Source organism: Tenacibaculum discolor, from assembly GCF_003664185.1.
GTDB lineage: Bacteria > Bacteroidota > Bacteroidia > Flavobacteriales > Flavobacteriaceae > Polaribacter > Polaribacter discolor.
Window position 1 is genome coordinate 174,058 of sequence record NZ_RCCS01000006.1, and the last position, 18,749, is coordinate 192,806.

Annotated in this window: 18 protein-coding genes; 14 read left to right on the forward strand and 4 right to left on the reverse strand. The window is 30.1% G+C overall.

Going from position 1 to position 18,749, the window contains the following annotated elements; all coding sequences use genetic code 11:
• The first annotated feature begins 50 nt into the window (after positions 1 to 50).
• From typA to hisIE, 9 genes are all read left to right on the forward strand, one after another.
• Positions 51 to 1,823: a translational GTPase TypA gene (gene typA, locus C8N27_RS06945; RefSeq protein WP_121146784.1), complete on the forward strand. Its 1,773-nt coding sequence runs from the start codon at positions 51 to 53 to the stop codon at positions 1,821 to 1,823.
• A gap of 308 nt (positions 1,824 to 2,131) precedes the next feature.
• Complete coding sequence (gene hisG, locus C8N27_RS06950) at positions 2,132 to 2,989, forward strand: ATP phosphoribosyltransferase (RefSeq protein WP_121146785.1); 858 nt, start codon at positions 2,132 to 2,134, stop codon at positions 2,987 to 2,989.
• 88 nt (positions 2,990 to 3,077) lie between these two features.
• Complete coding sequence (gene hisD / locus C8N27_RS06955) at positions 3,078 to 4,367, forward strand: histidinol dehydrogenase (RefSeq protein WP_099214603.1); 1,290 nt, start codon at positions 3,078 to 3,080, stop codon at positions 4,365 to 4,367.
• A complete protein-coding gene (gene hisC / locus C8N27_RS06960; RefSeq protein ID WP_121146786.1) occupies positions 4,360 to 5,418 on the forward strand; it encodes a histidinol-phosphate transaminase in 1,059 nt (352 codons plus the stop codon). Before hisD ends, hisC begins: the two co-directional genes overlap by 8 nt.
• A 14-nt stretch (positions 5,419 to 5,432) precedes the next feature.
• On the forward strand, positions 5,433 to 6,566 hold the full coding sequence (gene hisB, locus C8N27_RS06965; RefSeq protein ID WP_121146787.1) for a bifunctional histidinol-phosphatase/imidazoleglycerol-phosphate dehydratase HisB: 1,134 nt from the start codon (positions 5,433 to 5,435) through the stop codon (positions 6,564 to 6,566).
• Positions 6,567 to 6,649: 83 nt separating this feature from the next.
• A complete protein-coding gene (gene hisH / locus C8N27_RS06970) occupies positions 6,650 to 7,231 on the forward strand; it encodes an imidazole glycerol phosphate synthase subunit HisH (protein WP_099214454.1) in 582 nt (193 codons plus the stop codon).
• A gap of 13 nt (positions 7,232 to 7,244) precedes the next feature.
• The gene (gene hisA, locus C8N27_RS06975) at positions 7,245 to 7,961 is read left to right on the forward strand and encodes a 1-(5-phosphoribosyl)-5-[(5-phosphoribosylamino)methylideneamino]imidazole-4-carboxamide isomerase (protein ID WP_121146788.1); all 717 of its coding nucleotides are present in this window, start codon (positions 7,245 to 7,247) and stop codon (positions 7,959 to 7,961) included.
• 3 nt (positions 7,962 to 7,964) lie between these two features.
• Positions 7,965 to 8,717 (forward strand): imidazole glycerol phosphate synthase subunit HisF, encoded by a 753-nt coding sequence (gene hisF / locus C8N27_RS06980; protein ID WP_121146789.1) that lies wholly within the window; start codon positions 7,965 to 7,967, stop codon positions 8,715 to 8,717.
• Positions 8,714 to 9,298 (forward strand): bifunctional phosphoribosyl-AMP cyclohydrolase/phosphoribosyl-ATP diphosphatase HisIE, encoded by a 585-nt coding sequence (gene hisIE / locus C8N27_RS06985; RefSeq protein WP_121146790.1) that lies wholly within the window; start codon positions 8,714 to 8,716, stop codon positions 9,296 to 9,298. The genes hisF and hisIE overlap by 4 nt, the downstream gene beginning before the upstream one ends.
• 89 nt (positions 9,299 to 9,387) lie before the next feature.
• Here the strand turns inward: hisIE and C8N27_RS06990 are convergent, their stop codons facing one another.
• Positions 9,388 to 10,809 (reverse strand): amidohydrolase family protein, encoded by a 1,422-nt coding sequence (locus C8N27_RS06990; protein WP_121146791.1) that lies wholly within the window; start codon positions 10,807 to 10,809, stop codon positions 9,388 to 9,390.
• Between the two features lie 106 nt (positions 10,810 to 10,915).
• Entirely contained in the window at positions 10,916 to 12,382 is a 1,467-nt protein-coding gene (locus C8N27_RS06995; RefSeq protein ID WP_121146792.1) for a serine hydrolase domain-containing protein, read from the reverse strand.
• 118 nt (positions 12,383 to 12,500) lie between these two features.
• Here C8N27_RS06995 and C8N27_RS07000 point away from each other — a divergent pair, with 118 nt between their 5' ends.
• The 4 genes from C8N27_RS07000 (at position 12,501) to C8N27_RS07015 (ending at position 16,032) form a co-directional block, all read left to right on the forward strand.
• Entirely contained in the window at positions 12,501 to 13,655 is a 1,155-nt protein-coding gene (locus C8N27_RS07000) for a class I SAM-dependent methyltransferase (protein WP_121146793.1), read from the forward strand.
• A gap of 10 nt (positions 13,656 to 13,665) precedes the next feature.
• The gene (locus C8N27_RS07005; protein ID WP_121146794.1) at positions 13,666 to 14,235 is read left to right on the forward strand and encodes a Crp/Fnr family transcriptional regulator; all 570 of its coding nucleotides are present in this window, start codon (positions 13,666 to 13,668) and stop codon (positions 14,233 to 14,235) included.
• Positions 14,236 to 14,312: 77 nt separating this feature from the next.
• Entirely contained in the window at positions 14,313 to 14,987 is a 675-nt protein-coding gene (locus tag C8N27_RS07010) for a type 1 glutamine amidotransferase domain-containing protein (protein ID WP_099214447.1), read from the forward strand.
• Positions 14,988 to 15,108: 121 nt separating this feature from the next.
• Complete coding sequence (locus tag C8N27_RS07015) at positions 15,109 to 16,032, forward strand: EamA family transporter (protein ID WP_099214446.1); 924 nt, start codon at positions 15,109 to 15,111, stop codon at positions 16,030 to 16,032.
• A 62-nt stretch (positions 16,033 to 16,094) separates the two neighbouring features.
• On the opposite strand, the gene C8N27_RS07020 is transcribed toward C8N27_RS07015, so the two are convergent.
• Positions 16,095 to 17,609 carry a hypothetical protein gene (locus C8N27_RS07020; protein WP_121146795.1) on the reverse strand — a complete coding sequence of 505 codons (1,515 nt, stop codon included), beginning with the start codon at positions 17,607 to 17,609 and terminating at the stop codon, positions 16,095 to 16,097.
• Between the two features lie 149 nt (positions 17,610 to 17,758).
• Between C8N27_RS07020 and yiaA the strand changes: the two genes are divergently transcribed.
• On the forward strand, positions 17,759 to 18,250 hold the full coding sequence (gene yiaA, locus C8N27_RS07025; protein WP_121146796.1) for an inner membrane protein YiaA: 492 nt from the start codon (positions 17,759 to 17,761) through the stop codon (positions 18,248 to 18,250).
• Positions 18,251 to 18,313: 63 nt separating this feature from the next.
• Here the strand turns inward: yiaA and C8N27_RS07030 are convergent, their stop codons facing one another.
• A complete protein-coding gene (locus tag C8N27_RS07030) occupies positions 18,314 to 18,712 on the reverse strand; it encodes a hypothetical protein (protein WP_121146797.1) in 399 nt (132 codons plus the stop codon).
• Positions 18,713 to 18,749: the final 37 nt, after the last annotated feature.

Genomic DNA, 18,749 nt, shown 5'->3' on the forward strand with positions numbered 1-18,749 from the left:
TAATTCATAAACAATAAAACACTACTTTTGCAGCTTCAAAATAAGCACGAATGCAATCAATAAGAAACATTGCTATTATAGCACACGTTGACCACGGAAAGACAACCTTGGTAGACAAAATTATAGATCAAGCTAAAATTTTAGACGAACGTAAAGAGCGTACTGATTTATTATTAGATAACAACGACTTAGAGCGTGAACGCGGTATTACTATTTTATCTAAAAATGTATCAGTAAACTATAAAGGAGTTAAAATTAATGTAATTGATACTCCTGGTCACGCCGACTTTGGTGGAGAAGTAGAGCGTGTATTAAAGATGGCAGATGGAGTTTTATTATTGGTTGATGCTTTTGAAGGGCCAATGCCTCAAACACGTTTTGTATTAGGAAAAGCTATCGAATTAGGATTAACTCCTATCGTAGTAGTAAATAAAGTAGACAAAGAAAACTGTACACCAGATTTAGTACACGAAAAAGTATTTGATTTAATGTTTGCTTTAGAAGCAAATGAAGATCAATTAGACTTTACAACCATTTACGGTTCAGCTAAAAATGGTTGGATGAGTACAGATTGGCAAGATCCAAAGGAAGATATCATTGATTTATTAGATGCTGTTATCGAAACAATTCCTGAAGCACCTTATCGTGAAGGATCACCACAAATGCAAATTACATCGTTAGATTATTCTTCTTTTAAAGGAAGAATTGCTATTGGACGTGTATATCGTGGAGATTTAGAAAAGAACCAAGAATATATGCTTTGTAAAGCGGATGGATCTACGAAAAAAGTACGTATCAAAGAATTACACGTTTTTGAAGGAATGGGTAAAGCAGAAACTGATAAAGTACGTAGTGGAGATATTTGTGCTATTACTGGTATTGATGATTTTGAAATAGGTGATACTATTGCAGATTTAGAAAATCCAGAAGCATTACCAAGAATTGAAGTAGATCAACCTACTATGAGTATGTTATTTACAATTAACAACTCTCCATTCTTTGGTAAAGAAGGTAAGTTTGTAACTTCTCGTCACTTACGTGATCGTTTGTTTAAGGAAATGGAAAAGAACTTAGCGTTACGTGTTGATGAAACGGATACTGAAGATAAATTCAACGTTTTCGGACGTGGAGTATTACATTTATCAGTATTGATAGAAACAATGCGTCGTGAAGGGTATGAGTTACAAGTTGGACGTCCGCAAGTAATTTTAAAAGATATTGACGGAGTTAAGAGTGAACCATACGAAACATTATCTATTGATGTTCCTGAAGATGTAGCATCTAAAGCAATTAACTTAGTTTCTTTACGTAAAGGAGATTTATTAGTAATGGAACCAAAAGGTGACTTACAACACTTAGAGTTTACAATTCCATCTAGAGGATTAATTGGTTTACGTAATAAAATATTAACAGCAACAGCTGGTCAAGCAATTATAAACCATAGATTTAGTGAATACGGACCATATAAAGGAGAATTTGCTGAAGAATTAAAAGGAGCTATTATTTCTTCTGAAACAGGAAAGGCTACTGCTTATGCAATTGACCGTTTACAAGATAGAGGACGCTTCTTTATCGATCCTAACCAAGAAATATACAAAGGTCAGGTTGTTGGTGAAAATGCCAAAGCAGATGATATGGCTGTAAACCTAATTAAAGGAAAAAAATTAACTAATGTACGTTCTTCAGGTAACGATGATAGTGTTAAAATTGCTCCAAAAATCGATTTTTCTCTAGAAGAATGTATGGAGTATATTAGAGCTGATGAGTACTTAGAAGTTACTCCTGAAAGCTTACGTATGCGTAAAATTGATTTTGTAAAATAATACAACCTACTTTAGGTATAAACATAAAAACCACCTGTAATTCAGGTGGTTTTATTTTTTATTAAAAATAATTTGCATAATTCAATTTTTATTACAGATATTTGTAACAACAAAAACAAAGAAATGAATTTTATTCAATTACATCATCATCATTTTCATACTTGCACTCAGGCGAGCTGAAAATGTATTGAATAAAATCAAGATATATTTTAAACCCGTTTGAGTAAATCAAACGGGTTTTTTATTTCCAAGGCGCCAGGAAACAATCTTCTCAAAAACGATTTACTCAAACCCATTCAAAACTAGAAATGAGTAAATTAAAAATAGCCATACAAAAATCAGGAAGACTTAATCAAGACTCCCTACAAATTTTAAAAGATTGTGGAGTTTCTATTGATAACGGTAAAGATCAATTAAAAGCTTCAGCAAGTAACTTCTCGTTAGAGATATTCTATTTAAGAAATGGAGATATTCCACAGTATTTAAAAGATGGAGTAGTTGACATAGCCATTATCGGAGAAAACTTGTTAATAGAAAAAGGAGAAGGAATTCAATTCATAGAAAAACTAGGCTTTTCAAAATGTAAAGTGTCCTTAGCAATTCCTAAAAATGAGGAATATACAGGAATAAGCTACTTTCAGAATAAAAAAATAGCAACTTCATATCCAAACACAGTTTTAAAATTTCTAGAAAAGAAGAACATAAAATCACAATTACATATCATTAACGGTTCTGTAGAAATAGCTCCAAATATAGGTTTAGCAGACGGAATCTGTGATATTGTATCTAGTGGTTCAACTTTATTTAAAAACAACTTAAAAGAAGTAGAAGTTCTATTAAAATCGGAAGCTGTATTGGCAGTTTCACCTAAGATTCAAGAAAAACAACAAGCAATACTTAACAAATTACAATTTAGGCTTCAATCAGTATTAAAAGCAAGACAATCAAGATATGTGTTGCTAAATGCTCCGAATGAAAAACTAGACAAAATCATTGATATTTTACCAGGAATGCGCAGTCCAACAGTACTTCCTTTAGCAGAAGAAGGTTGGAGCTCTGTACATTCTGTATTAAATAAAAATCAGTTTTGGGAAATTATAGACGAGTTAAAAAACAATGGAGCAGAAGGAATTTTGGTGTGTCCAATAGAAAAAATGGTTGTTTAATAGCAGGGAGATAGACAAGGATTTAATTCCTCGTACTTATACGAACTACAGTCGAGGTATGACAGTTAAAAACAATAAAAATAAACAGATGAAAATTATAAAAAATCCAATAGCACAAACTTGGAGTTCACTTTGCAAAAGGGCTACGATAAATGAAAACAGCTTGCAAGAAACTGTGAAAACCATACTTAATGATGTAAAGCTAAATAAAGATAAAGCCTTAAAAAAGTATACTCAATTATTTGATGGAGTCTCTCTAAACTCTTTAAAAGTATCTGAAAAAGAGCTGGAAGAGGCAGAAAAACTAGTTTCAGACGAGTTAAAATCTGCTATACAATTAGCAAAATCTAATATTGAAAAATTTCACACTTCTCAAAAAGAAGAAACTAAAAAGGTAACAACAACAAAAGGAGTTACTTGTTGGAGGAAGAACGTTGCTATCGAAAAAGTAGGTTTATATATTCCAGGAGGGTCAGCCCCTTTATTTTCTTCAATTCTAATGTTAGGAGTTCCAGCAAAAATAGCAGGTTGTAAAGAAATAGTATTATGCACACCAACCAATAAGGAAGGTAAAGTGAATGCAGCTATTTTATATACTGCATCTTTAGTAGGAGTAACTAAAATTTTTAAAGTAGGTGGTGCACAGGCAATTGGAGCCATGGCATACGGAACAGAAACAATTCCTCAAGTATATAAAATTTTAGGACCAGGAAATCAATTTGTAACTAAGGCAAAAGAGTTGGTACAACAACAAGGAGTAGCTATTGATATGCCAGCGGGTCCTAGTGAAGTACTTGTAATTGCAGATGAAACTAGCAATCCTGTGTTTGTAGCAGCTGATTTGTTGTCGCAAGCAGAACACGGAGCAGACAGTCAATCAGTATTGGTAACTACTAAAGAAGAAGTTGCTAAAAATGTGGAAGTAGAGTTAAAGAAACAGTTAGAAGATTTACCTAGAAAAGAACTTGCAAAAAAAGCAATAGAAAATAGTTTTACAGTGGTTTTTAACTCTAAAGAAGAATGTATAAACTTTAGTAACGAATATGCTCCAGAACACTTAATTATAGCTTCAGAAAAAGCTTCTGAATATATTGATGGAATTATGAATGCAGGTTCAGTATTTTTAGGAAATTACAGTTGTGAAAGCGCTGGGGATTATGCTAGCGGAACTAATCACACATTGCCTACAAACGGTTATGCAAAAAACTACAGTGGTGTTTCGTTAGATAGTTTTGTAAAGAAAATAACCTTTCAAGAAGTAACTAAAGAAGGTATAGATAACTTAGGTGAAGCTATAGAATTGATGGCAGAAGCTGAAGGTTTACAAGCACACAAAAATGCAATAACAGTTAGATTAAAAGAGCTTAGTAATGTTTAATTTAGAAAAAATAGTACGTCCTAATATTCAACAGCTAAAAGCCTATTCTTCTGCTAGAGATGAATTCAAAGGAGTTGCTGAAGTGTATTTAGACGCCAATGAGAATCCATTTGGTATCTTAAATCGTTATCCAGACCCACAACAAATAGCAATTAAAAAACGATTGTCTGAAATTAAAGATGCAAATGAGAATCAAATCTTTATAGGAAATGGAAGTGATGAAGTAATCGATTTAGCATTTAGAATATTTTGTAATCCAGGGAAAGACAAAGCACTAACTTTTACACCCTCTTATGGAATGTATAATGTTTCCGCAGCCATTAATGATATTGAATTGATTGAATTAGCCCTAAATAAAGATTTTCAGATAAATACAGATGTTTTAGAACGTTATTTAGAAGATGAAAATTTAAAATTAATATTCATTTGCTCACCAAATAACCCAACAGGAAATTGTTTTAAAAATGAAACAATTGAGTTTATTCTTAGTAAATTCAAGGGAATTGTAATTATTGATGAAGCCTATATTGATTTTAGCACTAAAGAATCTTTTATAAATCAATTAAAAAACTATCCAAATCTAATTATTAGCCAAACCTTCAGTAAAGCATGGGGATTAGCAAGTGTTAGAGTTGGAGTAGCGTATGCTAATTCGGATATTATAGACCTCTATAATAAGGTAAAACCTCCTTATAATATTAGTGCTTTAAATCAAGAAGCTGTGCTTAATAAGCTAGATAATTTAGCTCAGTTTGAAATTGAAAAAAATATAATTCTTAATGAAAAGGAAAAATTAGAAAAGCAGCTAGAGGACGTTGAGCTGGTTAAAAAAGTATATCCTTCAGATGCTAATTTTATACTAATAGAGGTTACAAATGCGAATGAATTGTATACCAAATTAGTAGAGCAAAAAATTATAACAAGAAACAGGAATAGCTTGGTAAATAATTGCATACGAATTACAATAGGAAGTGAGAAAGAAAACAAAAAATTAATGACAGCATTAAAAGAATTAAGTGTTACATCTGATAAAGTTGAAAATTCACTTTAAATTTTAAAAAGACGATGAAAAAAATATTATTTATAGATAGAGATGGTACCTTAATCAAAGAACCAGCAGATGAACAAACAGATTCATTTGAAAAATTACAATTTTATCCAAAGGTTTTTCAAGGATTGAGTAAAATAGCCAAAGAACTCGACTTTGAATTAGTGTTAGTCACGAACCAAGATGGATTAGGAACGGAAGCATATCCAGAAAACACGTTTTGGCCAGTACACAACTTTGTGATGAATACCTTAAAAGAAGAAGGTATTGAGTTTGCAGAAGAAATCATTGACAGAACATTTGCTAAAGACAATCAACCTACAAGAAAACCAAACACAGGTTTGTTAACAAAATACTTCTCTAAAGAGTATGATTTGAAAAATTCTTTTGTAATAGGTGACCGTTTAACCGATGTAGAACTCGCTAAAAACCTAGGAAGCAAAGCTATCTATATCAATGATGAAACGAATTTAGGAACTGATGAAATTACTGTAAAAAGAGAGGAGTTAAATGATTTTATAGCTTTAGAGAGTAACGATTGGAACACGATTTATGAATTTTTAAAGTTGGAAGAACGTTCTGCCTCTATTGAGAGAAACACCAATGAAACTCAAATAAAAGTAGAAGTAAATTTAGATGGAACAGGGAAAAGTATGATTGATACGGGTATTGCTTTTTTCGATCATATGTTAGATCAAATAGCGCGTCATGGTCAAATGGATCTGAATATACAAGTAAAAGGTGATTTAGAGGTAGATGAGCATCATACTATTGAAGATACAGCGATAGCATTAGGAGAAGTGTTTTATAAAGCATTGGGAAATAAACTAGGGATTGAACGTTACGGATTTTGTTTACCAATGGACGATTGCTTAGCTCAAGTAGCCATTGACTTTGGCGGAAGAAACTGGTTGGTTTGGGAAGCTGATTTTAAACGAGAAATGATAGGTAAAATGCCTACGGAAATGTTTTATCACTTCTTTAAGTCGTTTACAGATGGTGCTAAATGTAACTTAAATATCAAAGCAGAAGGTACTAACGAACATCACAAAATAGAAGCCATTTTCAAAGCTTTTGCAAAAGCGATAAAAGTAGCTGTAAAAAGAGATGTAGAGAAGATGATTTTACCATCAACAAAAGGAGTTCTGTAATCAATTACGAATTAAGAATTATGAGTTATTCAATAGTATGAGGAAATAATTTGTAATTAAAATTCATCATTCATAATTAAAATATGATAGCTATTATAAAATATAACGCAGGTAATATACGATCGGTACAAAATGCGTTAACTCGCTTGGGGTATGAAAGTATTATTACCGATAATCCAGAAGAAATACAATCGGCAGATAAAGTAATATTTCCAGGGGTTGGAGAAGCTAGTTCAGCAATGCAATACTTAAAAGAAAGAAATCTTGATGAATTAATTGTTTCCCTAAAACAGCCTGTACTAGGAATTTGTCTGGGACTACAACTAATGTGTACATATTCAGAAGAAGGAGATACCAAATGTTTGGGCATTTTTGATGCGCGTACAAAACAGTTCCCACCAAAAGAAAAAGTACCACATATGGGGTGGAATAATTTTTCTGAATTAAAATCATCTAAACTGTTTACAAACATAGCTCTAGAAGATGATGTATACTACGTTCATGGGTATTATGCAGAAGTATCTAAAAATACACTGGCTACCTGTGATTATATTCTTCCGTTCAGTACCGTTATGCAGCAAGATAATTTTTATGCAATGCAGTTTCATCCTGAAAAATCAGCCGATGTCGGGGAGCAATTATTGAATAATTTTTTAGAGTTATAAAAAGAGATTAAAAATGAGAATTATACCTGCAATAGATATTATAGAAGGAAAATGTGTCCGCTTAACTAAAGGCGATTATGACACAAAAAAAATATACAATGAAAATCCGTTAGAAGTAGCTAAAGAATTTGAGGCAAACGGAATAGAATATTTACATGTTGTTGATTTAGATGGCGCAAAATCTAACCGAATTATAAATCACAAAGTATTAGAACAAATAGCAACAAAAACCAATTTAAAAATTGATTTTGGAGGAGGTTTAAAGTCAGATGAAGATGCTCGAATAGCATTTGGAAGTGGCGCAAATCAAATAACAGGAGGAAGTATAGCGGTAAAGGATCCAGATGTTTTTATAGGATGGTTAACTAAATATGGTATGGATAAAATAATCTTGGGAGCAGATTGTAAAGACAGAAAAATTGCGACCAATGGTTGGTTGCAAACCTCAGAAGTTGATGTTGTTGAATTTATAAGTGAATATCAAGAAATAGGTATTACAAATACTATTTGTACAGATGTAGCTAAAGATGGAATGTTACAAGGTGCTTCTTTAGATTTATATTTAGAAATTTTAAGTAAAACCTCAGTAAACTTAATAGCGAGTGGAGGAGTAGCCAATATCAATGATTTACATCGATTAAAAGAAATTGGTTGTGAAGGAGCCATTGTAGGTAAAGCTATTTATGAAGGAAACATAAGTTTAAAAGAATTACAAGAATTTATAAGCTAAGAGATGTTAAAGAAAAGAATTATCCCATGTTTGGATATAAAAAACGGACGAACTGTAAAGGGAGTTAATTTTATTGATATTAAGGATGCAGGAGATCCAGTAGAATTAGCAAAACAATATGTAAAACAAGGAGCAGATGAATTAGTATTTTTAGATATTACAGCTACTTTAGAGAATAGAAAAACCTTGGTTGAATTGGTAAAAACAATTGCGCAAGAAATTAATATTCCATTTACTGTTGGTGGAGGAATCAGCACTGTAGAAGATGCTATAGCCTTAATACAAGCCGGAGCAGATAAAGTAAGTATCAATTCTTCCGCAGTAAAAAATCCGCAATTAATAAGTGATTTAAAAAATCGATTTGGAAGTCAGTTTGTTGTGGTTGCCATTGATACTAAAAATGTAAATAGTAATTGGAAAGTGTTCACTAAAGGAGGCACTTTTGAAACCGAATTAGAAACTGTGAGTTGGGCAAAAGAGGTAGAAAAATTAGGTGCTGGTGAAATATTATTAACTTCTATGAATAATGATGGTACCAAAAACGGATTTGACATTGAAGTAACCAATGCAGTGAGTAAAACGGTAAATATTCCTGTAATAGCTTCAGGAGGAGCAGGAAAGGTAGAGCATTTTATAGAAGTTTTTACAAAAACAGAAGCCAGTGCAGGATTGGCTGCTAGTATCTTTCACTTTGGTGAAATACCGGTACCCGTACTAAAAAACGAATTAAAAAAACAAAACATAGCTATACGATGAATATAGATTTTTCAAAAGGAAATGGATTGGTTCCAGTAGTAATACAAAATAATACCACATTACAAGTACTAATGTTAGGGTACATGAATGAAGAAGCTTTCACTAAAACGCAAAAAGAAGGAAAAGTTACTTTTTATAGCCGAAGTAAAAATAGACTTTGGACAAAAGGTGAGGAATCAGGAAACTTTTTATGGGTAAAAGATATTCAGGTAGATTGTGATAATGATACCTTGTTGATTAAAGCTACTCCTGAAGGACCTACTTGTCATAAAGGAACAACTTCTTGCTTTGGTGAGGAAACGTCTAAAGGTTTTTTGTATTCGTTAGAAAGTATTATTTCTGACAGAATAGACAATAATGTAGAAACGTCTTATACTAATAAACTCTACAAAAGAGGAATTAACAAAGTAGCTCAAAAAGTAGGAGAGGAGGCTGTAGAAGTAGTTATTGAAGCGAAAGACAACAATGATGAATTATTTAAAAACGAGGCTGCCGATTTATTATATCACTATTTAATTTTATTAAAAGCCAAAGGTTTTACGATTACTGATATAGAAAATGTTTTAAAAAGTAGAAATTAACAAGCTTAGTTAATTATGTAACAATCCAAATAGAAAGTTTATAAAGCTTTCTATTTGGATTGTAATATTGTATATTGTTGATTATAGAGCTATAAATTCTTCCTATTTTTCCATTGAAACTTTTCTTTATTAGCATCGTTCCAATTAGCTACTTTTAAAAGCATTGTATCAATTTCAGCTTTATCTAGCCATTTTCCATCTACAAATACGCCAGATATGGTACGTGTGTTTTTAATATTTTCTAATGGATTTTTATCCAGTAAAATTAAATCAGCAAACTTTCCTGTTTCCACAGTTCCAGTTTTATCGCTAATTTCAAGCCATTCAGCTGGCAAACGAGTTGCCGAAGTTAATGCTTCTTCAGGTGTTAATCCAGCTTCTACTAGTAATTCCAATTCATCATGAAGAGAAAATCCCCAAACAATTCCAGAAATACCAGCATCTGTTCCTGCGAGCATAGGCACACCTTCTTCTTTAAAAGCTTTAACAATCTGTTTATGAAAATCTTTTTGTTTGTTAAAGAATTCGATTAATTTAGGAGAAGATCCAGAAAAACGATTCGAGTTTAACCATTTACTCTGCATTAATGGGTGTACATACTTTAAACTTGATAGGTTTTGAATATTTTCTGATGATTTAGCCTGATTTAAAATCCAAACCATGTTAGATAAGTTCGGAATTAACCAAGTATTATTTTCTTTAGCTAAATGAGCAAACTCTTGTGCTTTTTCATAACTAAAATCATTCGTTTGTTTAGATAATTCTTCAGCATGTGCAATGAGTCCGAAATGTGGTACAAATAAATCTTCAGCAGGTTTATCTTCAAAGGCTGTAGGAATGTGTCCAACAACTTTCATATTTTGTTTTTCAGCTTCATCAATAACAGCTTTAAAGGTTTCTTCGTTTAACCATGTATAAACCTTTATAAATCTATATCCTAAACCTTTAGCATTTCTAACCGATTGTCTTCCTTCTATAGGAGTTGTAGCTTTTATTTCATTGCCTTTACCATCAATTACAGCAGCTATTGCCATACGAGGCCCAATAACACTTTTTTCCATTATTTTATCTCTTTGCGAAAAGTGTCCAAGCCTTCCACTTAACTCAAATACTGTAGTAACTCCATTAGCAATGTATGGAGTCATTAAGTTCTGTGTGTTAAAGTTTACTGTAGAACCTCTAGTAGCATATCCTTGAGAAAAACTACCATTGCTCAGCGTATGTACGTGCATATCAATTAGTCCAGGAATAAGCCATTTATCTTTTCCATCAATAATTGTTGCTTTAGAAGGTACAGAATCATTTATAGATTCTATTTTGTTATTGTGAATTACCACTATAGCATTTTCAATAACATTATTATTTTCTGTCATTGGTACTATATTGACGTTTTTTATAACGTAGGTATTGTTTTCTTTTTCAATTTTAGTTTTGTTGTTTTTTGTACAGTTAAGAAATAAAAATGATACTGTTAGGAGTAATAATAAATTACTAATTTTTAGATATTTCATGCAGTTTAGTTTTCTTGTAGACGTTTTAGAATAAAAAATGTTACAAGAAACCAATATTTAAAAAAATGACTGAATTTTTAAATACTAAATTCAGCCATTGATTTACTTATATGTTTATTATGTTATTTTTTAATTCTGCAATTTTGTTTTTCATTTGCTCATTATAATTCCATTCATTGCTTTCATTGAGTAGAATTGCTTTTTTATAGTTTTTAATTGCCTTAAGACTATCATTTTTCATTTCATAAGCTTCAGCTAAACTCGCTTTTGATACCCACCAATTAGGATTAACTTCGGCGTTAAACTTAAATACATCAATAGCATTTTCAATGTTATTTTTACTATAAACATAAGAATTACCTATACTGTTAATATTCCATTTTAAGTTATCAAAGTCTGAATTTGGATTTTCTTCTTTTAACTTTTTGAATGATTGAATAGCTTCGTTAAGTTGATGACGAATAACAAAACTCATAACATCTTCCTCTTTTGTTAACTTTTTTACTTTAAGTTCAAGGATTGAAATTCTTGCTATATCATTAATAATAATATCATAAGCTGGTATTTTATAACCGTTAGACAATAAAATAATCGTTGTATTATTATCTGTGAATTTTCTAAATGCAGCTAAATTTCCACCCGAAAATCCATAAGAATTTAATCCGTTTACTTGAATGCTATTCCAACCATGTAAAAAATGGTCTTTTTGATTCGTAAAACTGAAAGGTTCCCACATTTCTGTTTTCATCTTATCACTTAACAAGATATCGTCGTCCAATTTCTTGTTCCATTCAATGAATTTTTTAAGAGTGATGTTTAGCCCGTTTCCTGAATGTCCTCTTACACCACTATTATTTGTGTCTTTTTCAAATTCTTTTGTCTTTTCATTATAAAAATATCTTGTAGCACGATTTGGAATATTTTCTAGCGAGTTAGAAGAAAATAAAACTCCATTTGTAGAATTATCAAACTGATTTTTAAGAATATAATCATCAAAAGACATTTTTGTAACTTTCTCTATAATTTGAGCGAGTAACCAATAGTTTGTTTGATTGTATTGAAACTGATTTCCAATAGCAAAATTCATTCTGCCATTAAATAGTTTTTTCATTAATTCCTCGTCAGTTAATGTACTTTTATATCTTATAATATCAGGTAAACCAGAAGAATGACTTAGTAAATTTTCAATTTTTATCTCTTGCCATTGTTGTGGTAAATCATTTATGTATTTTGAAATTTTATCTTCTAAACTTAGCTGTTTGTCTTGTATAAGCTGAAATATTCCTGTGGAAGTTATAAGCTTTGTCGCTGAAAAAACTCTGAATAATGTATTTTCATTAACCGGTTTGTTATTTTCTAAAGATGATTCGCCAAAATAATTTTTATAAACTATTTCATCATCTTTAATTACTGCTAAAGCTAATCCAGGAATATTATGTAGCTCCATAGCTTTTGTTAAATAAGAGTCAATTTCATTTTTAATGGTAGCAGTATTGTTTTCCTTCTTTTGGTTAGAGCAAGAAAAACTAAATAATAATAGTAAAAGGGAAGAAAGTGTGATTAATTTTTTCATAGTATTTCGTTATTTGTTTTAATAGAAACGATAACTTTTATTTAGCGTTGCAGTTTTAATGGAAATGATAGCACTTTTTATTTGTTACTAAACAAATTTGATTGTCTATTTTTGTAATATGAAAGAAGCCTTACATCAACTGTTTACTGAGTTTCAAAATAGCATACAAAAAAATGATTTTGTAAAATTAACTTTAAGTAAACCAATTCGTAAAAGTGATGAATTATCGAATGTATACGTTCGCCAGATAACGTTGAAAGGAGACGTTTGTTTTCAGTTCTTATATCGATATAAAACAAATGATCAAACAAAAAACTATTCGTTTGAAGAAAGTATTGAAGAACTAACTCATTTACTTTCAGAAAAGTTTAGAGCGGCGACATTATTTACGTTAGAAAACGATTTGCTAGTCTTTATTTCTAAAAAGAAAAAAGTAAGTTATAAAACTACACAGCCTAGTTTTAAAAACAAGTTACCAGAAACTCATGATAAGCCCAAAGAAAAAAGAGCTGAAAACAGCGAATATTTATATCATTTGGGGGTAACGGATAAAGAAGGAAAAGTAATTCCTAAAATGGCAGATAAATACCGTCAGATCAATAAGTATTTAGAAATTATAGAAGCGCAAATACAATCAGTTAAATTACCTAAGCATATCAATATTGTAGATATGGGCTCAGGAAAAGGCTATTTAACTTTTGCATTGTACGATTACTTGGTCAATCAAAAAGGATATACTGCCAGTGTAACAGGTATTGAGTTACGCCAGAGTTTAGTTGATTATTGTAATGATATTGCCAAAAAGTGTGATTTTAAAGGATTACTTTTTGTAGCACAACCAATTCAGGAATACGATAACAATAAAATAGATATTTTAATTGCTTTGCACGCATGTGATACAGCGACCGATGATGCTATTTACAAAGGTTTGGTTTCAAAAGCAGAATTGATTATCTGTGCTCCGTGCTGTCATAAGCAAATCCGTCAGCAAGTGAAAGGAAAAGAGCAGGAGAGCCCTTTATTAAAATATGGAATTTTTAAGGAACGTCAGTTTGAAATGGTTACTGACACCATTCGTGCTTTAATTTTAGAGAAAAACAATTATACTACCAAGGTTTTTGAGTTTATAAGTAATGAGCACACGCGTAAAAATGTAATGCTAATTGGTGCTAAATCATCTAAAAAAGTAGATAAAAAACGTATTGAAGCTAAAATTTCAGATTTAAAAGAAGCTTATCAAATTGAGCAACACTATTTAGAAGGATTACTATAATGTTTTTATAATGAGTACATCTGTTAGTAATGTATTTAAAAATCTTCAGCTAGAAAATGAAGAGTTAAAAGTAGTTGAGAGTATTTTTTCGGAGGTAACGTATAAAAAAGGCGATACCATATTACAAACGAATGAAAAAGTATACTACCAATATTATGTGATAAAAGGTTGTTTACGAACGTTTTTTATGGATGCTAAAGGAAAAGAGCATACGATACAATTTGCTATTAACGATTGGTGGATAAGTGATTATATAGGTTATTTTTCTGAATCAGAATCCGTACTTTCTATTGAGTGTATTACAGATGCTACTGTGTTAAAAGTAGCAAAGAGGGATTTGGATAATATCTATGAAAAAGTACCCAAAATAGAACATTTTTTTAGAAAGAAGTTAGAACGTTCAACGGTAAGATTTCAAAAAAGAATTTTAAATAATTTAGTGTTATCAGCCAAAGAAAGATATCATCTATTTTTACAAAACTACCCAAATATAGAGCAGCAAATTAAAAATTATCATTTAGCATCTTACCTAGGAATAACAACAGAAAGTTTAAGTAGAATACGAAAAGAAACTTTATAAAGGTTTTTATTACCATACATCAATTTTTTTTCAACTTTCATATACTAATTTTGAGGTAACTTAAAAATAGAAATAATATGAAAAAAGTAGTATTTGTACTTACTAGTCATGAAGAACTAGGAAATACAGGAGAAAAAACAGGATTTTGGATTGAAGAATTTGCAGCACCTTATTATTTATTAAAAGATAAAGGAGTAGAAGTAACTTTAGCATCTCCAAAAGGAGGACAACCGCCAATTGATCCAAAAAGTAACGAACCAGATTTTCAAACACCTGCTACACATCGTTTTAATAAAGATGAAGAACTTCAAGCTGTATTGGCAAACACAATGAAATTGAGTGAAGTTAAAGAAGGTGATTATGATGCAATTTTTTACCCTGGAGGACATGGACCTTTATGGGATTTAGCTGAAAATAAAGACTCTGTAGCTTTAATAGAAACTTTTTATACAAACAATAAACCAGTAGGAGCAGTTTGTCATGCACCTATTGTATTAAAAGACGCTAAAGTAAATGGAGATCCTTTAGTTAAAGATAAAAAAGTAACAGGCTTTTCTAATACAGAAGAAGATGCAGTGCAATTAACTTCAATTGTACCGTTTTTAGTAGAAGATGAACTAAAAAATAATGGTGGTATTTATAGCAAAGCAGGAGACTGGCAAGAGTATGTGATTGAAGATGGAAACTTAATTACCGGACAAAATCCAGCATCATCAGAATTAGTCGCAGAAAAATTATTTGCAAAATTATAACTATTAAATAGTGAGTGTTTAAGAAAAAAATCGTTTGAAAATATTTTCAAACGATTTTTTCTTTTTCAAGAACAAGCAAAAAGGTTTTATTGTACTTTTAGCATATTAGAATATAGATAAAATGAAAGAATCTAAACCGCTTGTTATAGCTGCTTTTATAGCTATTTATGTTATTTGGGGATCAACCTATTTGCTAAATAAAATTGTTGTTACTGAGGTTTCTCCACTGTTATTAGCAGCTATTCGTTTTTCTATATCGGGAGCGCTAATCATGCTAATAGCTAAACTTTTAAAAAGAGAAATAAAAGTGACTAAAAAGCAACTTTTAAATTCTGCGATAGCTGGTTTTCTTTTTTTAGTGTATGGAAATGGGATGTTTGTGTGGGCATTAAAATTTGTAGATAGTGGTTTTGGTGCTTTATTAGCGGCAACACAGCCTTTATTTGTATTGTTACTATTACGTTTAATTGATGGAAAAAAAATGCAAAGACAATCTATTATTGGAGTTGTTTTAGGAATTATAGGAATGTATTTGTTAGTAAGTCAAAATGAAATCACGACTTCAAAAGATATGCTAATAGGAATTTTTATGATTTTTTCATGCGTATTAAGTTGGAGTTACGGTAGTGTTTTTGTGGCAAAAGCTACGCTTCCTAAAAACTTCTTTGTAAGTACAGGTTATCAAATGCTATTTGCAGGATTTTTTCTTTTTATAGGTTCCTTTTTATTAAAAGAAACTTGGTCTTCTCCTTTAGATTGGTCTTTTAAAGCGCAAGGAGCTATGTTTTTGTTAATTGTCTTTGGAAGTATTGTTGCATTTACATCTTTTAATTATTTATTAAAAATTGTTCCAACGGAAAAAGTATCGACATCAGCGTATGTAAATCCAGTTGTAGCCTTATTTTTAGGGTGGTATTTTTTAGATGAAACCTTAACAACACAATCGGTAATAGCATCTATTGTATTATTATCAGGAGTTTATTTTATTACTTCAAGAAAACGAATATCAAAATTGAAAGTAACTTCGAAACCACAAAAAGTATAAGCAGTTTAACTTTATATTCTTAAAGAAAGAGTTGTTCTCTAATATTAAAAAAATTAAAGTTTTTAGTGTGGACTTTGAAGTTGTACTTCTTTTATTAAAGCTGAAGTAACGTCATAAATAGGTTGTTGTGTCATTTTACTTTTTAGCCAAGCATAGAAACTCATTACAAAAATATCTTCTTGTTTAGCTCCAACAAAAACAAATGAATTCTCTACTAAGTTAAAAAAATCAGAAGTAGTTACTATGTCTGGGTTTTTATAATACTGTTCAACTAGTTTTAAAAATGTGATTACTCTTTCTTGATTAATCTCTAGTAAAAACTGAATATGTTTTCGTTTAAAACTTAATAATCTAGATTCAAATAAATCTATATTTTGTAATTCTAAATGTAATAGAATTTCAATTAAATTCTTTTTTACAGTCCATTCAATTCCAGCTTTATCAATATACCATTGATCTGAATGATAAAACGTATTATATAATTGCAAAGCTTTCCTAAACTCATTACTCTGAAAATAAAATGTAATTAGGCTTAATTTTATTTCTAAAATAGTTTTTATATCAGAATGCTTTTTTTTCAAAACAGTTTCTAATAATTTAATAGCAATTTCTTGATTATTAGTGTAATTATAATTTAGAGCTAATAATAGGGTATAGTTCAAATAAAAACTATTAAAATACTTTTTTTTATTCTGTAACATATAAGAGTGCATACTATTTAAATACTCTAATGATTCTTTGAATTTTTTATTTCTAAAAAGAGTATTAGCAATTAAATACAAAACCCTAATATGATAGAATACCTGTTTTTCTTTTCCTTTTTTTTCATTCAGTAGGCGATAAGTCTCGGTTAAAAAGATTTCCGTTTTTAAATAATCTTTATGTATAAAAGCCGAAATGTTGACGATGGAAATCAGTTGATAAAGAGATTTAAAAGATAAATCTTGTTGTACATTAATTTTATGTTCTTCAAAAAGTGTATTAATTAATGAATGAAAATCTAAGCTCTTTTTATGTGGACTTACTTTTAATGTGTTTCTAACTTTTGCGTATACAATATTTAATTCTTCTTCTAAAAAAAGGTTTCTTTGATTTTCTTTGAAGTATGTAATAGTTTCATTTAAGTTTATATTGGGATTGGTATGTGCATACTGAATTTTGGTATGATATATTTCATTTAAAATAGAAAATAGTTGATATTCCTTTGCAATTACTTCGGCTTTATCTAAAATTTTATAAGCTGCTTTGTTGTTTTTATGAAGTAAAAAATCTCTAGCAGCTAAAATATACTTTATCAAAAGCATGTCTACAGAGTTTTCTCCTTGGATTTTATTATTGGCTATAAAATCAATTAACGATTCATACAAACGTTGCTTGAGCGTATAAAAAGCTTCTTTTTTTTGAGTACCGTATAATTCTTCACAAATAAGTTTTGTAGAAGTTTCTCCTTTTTGAGCTATTTTAAACAATTGAATGTTTTTGGTATCTACTCTTTTGTTCCTCTTTTCTAAAAATAACATAAAACGTTGCTGTTCTTCTATAGAAAAAGAAGAGATTATACTATGAAGTTGATTCATTTAATCGTTATATATAATTGTATTTTCATTAGTAAATATAGCGATTATTAAGTTTAATTTGTGAATTATATCATTAGGTTTTTATTAATAATGTTTTTATGAATCTTTCAAAATGAAGCATTTTTGAGCATAATTAAAAACTAAAAGTTATGAATAATCAATCAGAATGGTCGTTAGATCAAAACAAGAAAACAAAGAAAGAAAAAAAGAAAATATTAAAAGTATACAATCAAAAACCAACTTCAGCCTATATTGGTGCGTCATGGGTAGCATTACTAATAGGAATTTCTTCTTATTGTATTGGTTTATGGAACGTAGAGATGGAACTTAATGAAAAAGGTTATTATTTTACGGTTTTATTGTTCGCGTTATTCTCAGTAATATCTGTTCAAAAATCTGTTAGAGATAGATTAGAAGGAATAAAAGTAACAGAGATTTACTATAGTATTAGCTGGTTTACAACCGTTGCTTCTATAGTTTTACTCGTAGTTGGACTATGGAATGCAAACTTATTATTAAGTGAAAAAGGATTTTATGCAATGTCTTTTTCTTTAAGTGTTTATGCAGCCATTTCTGTACAAAAAAACACTAGAGATTTAGAGTATATAAATAAAATAGAAGAAAAAGAAGGTAGTGAATAGTCTTAATTTATAATAAATAGAACGCTTAGAAAATCATTTCTAAGCGTTTTTTATTATTAAAAGTTATATTCCTTCACCTGATAAGTTAACTACTAATTCACCCGCTTCGTGCCTTATTATAATGATTCCTTTTCTAGTTCCCAATTGTGTAGGGGTAAAAACAATATTAAAATAAGTAGCTGTTGTTATACTTGTGCCTATTGATAGACTTTCAACCTGAATATCTTCACGGTGTTGACCTTCAACCTTTATTCCAGTAACCTTTATATCCAAGTTACATTCATTTATTAGGTTAACTTCTATATACTTACTTGAATAAACTTCAGCTTCTAATTTGTAATAATCATCTTGAAAAGTTATATCAGTATTAATACAAGAAGGAGTGTCTTCTTCTACTTCAAAACAAGATGTGAATGTGATTAAAGTGAATAGAAGTAAAAAAGAGAGTTTGAAATATTTCATAGATTTTTTAGTGGGCAAATTTAATAAGTAATTTGAT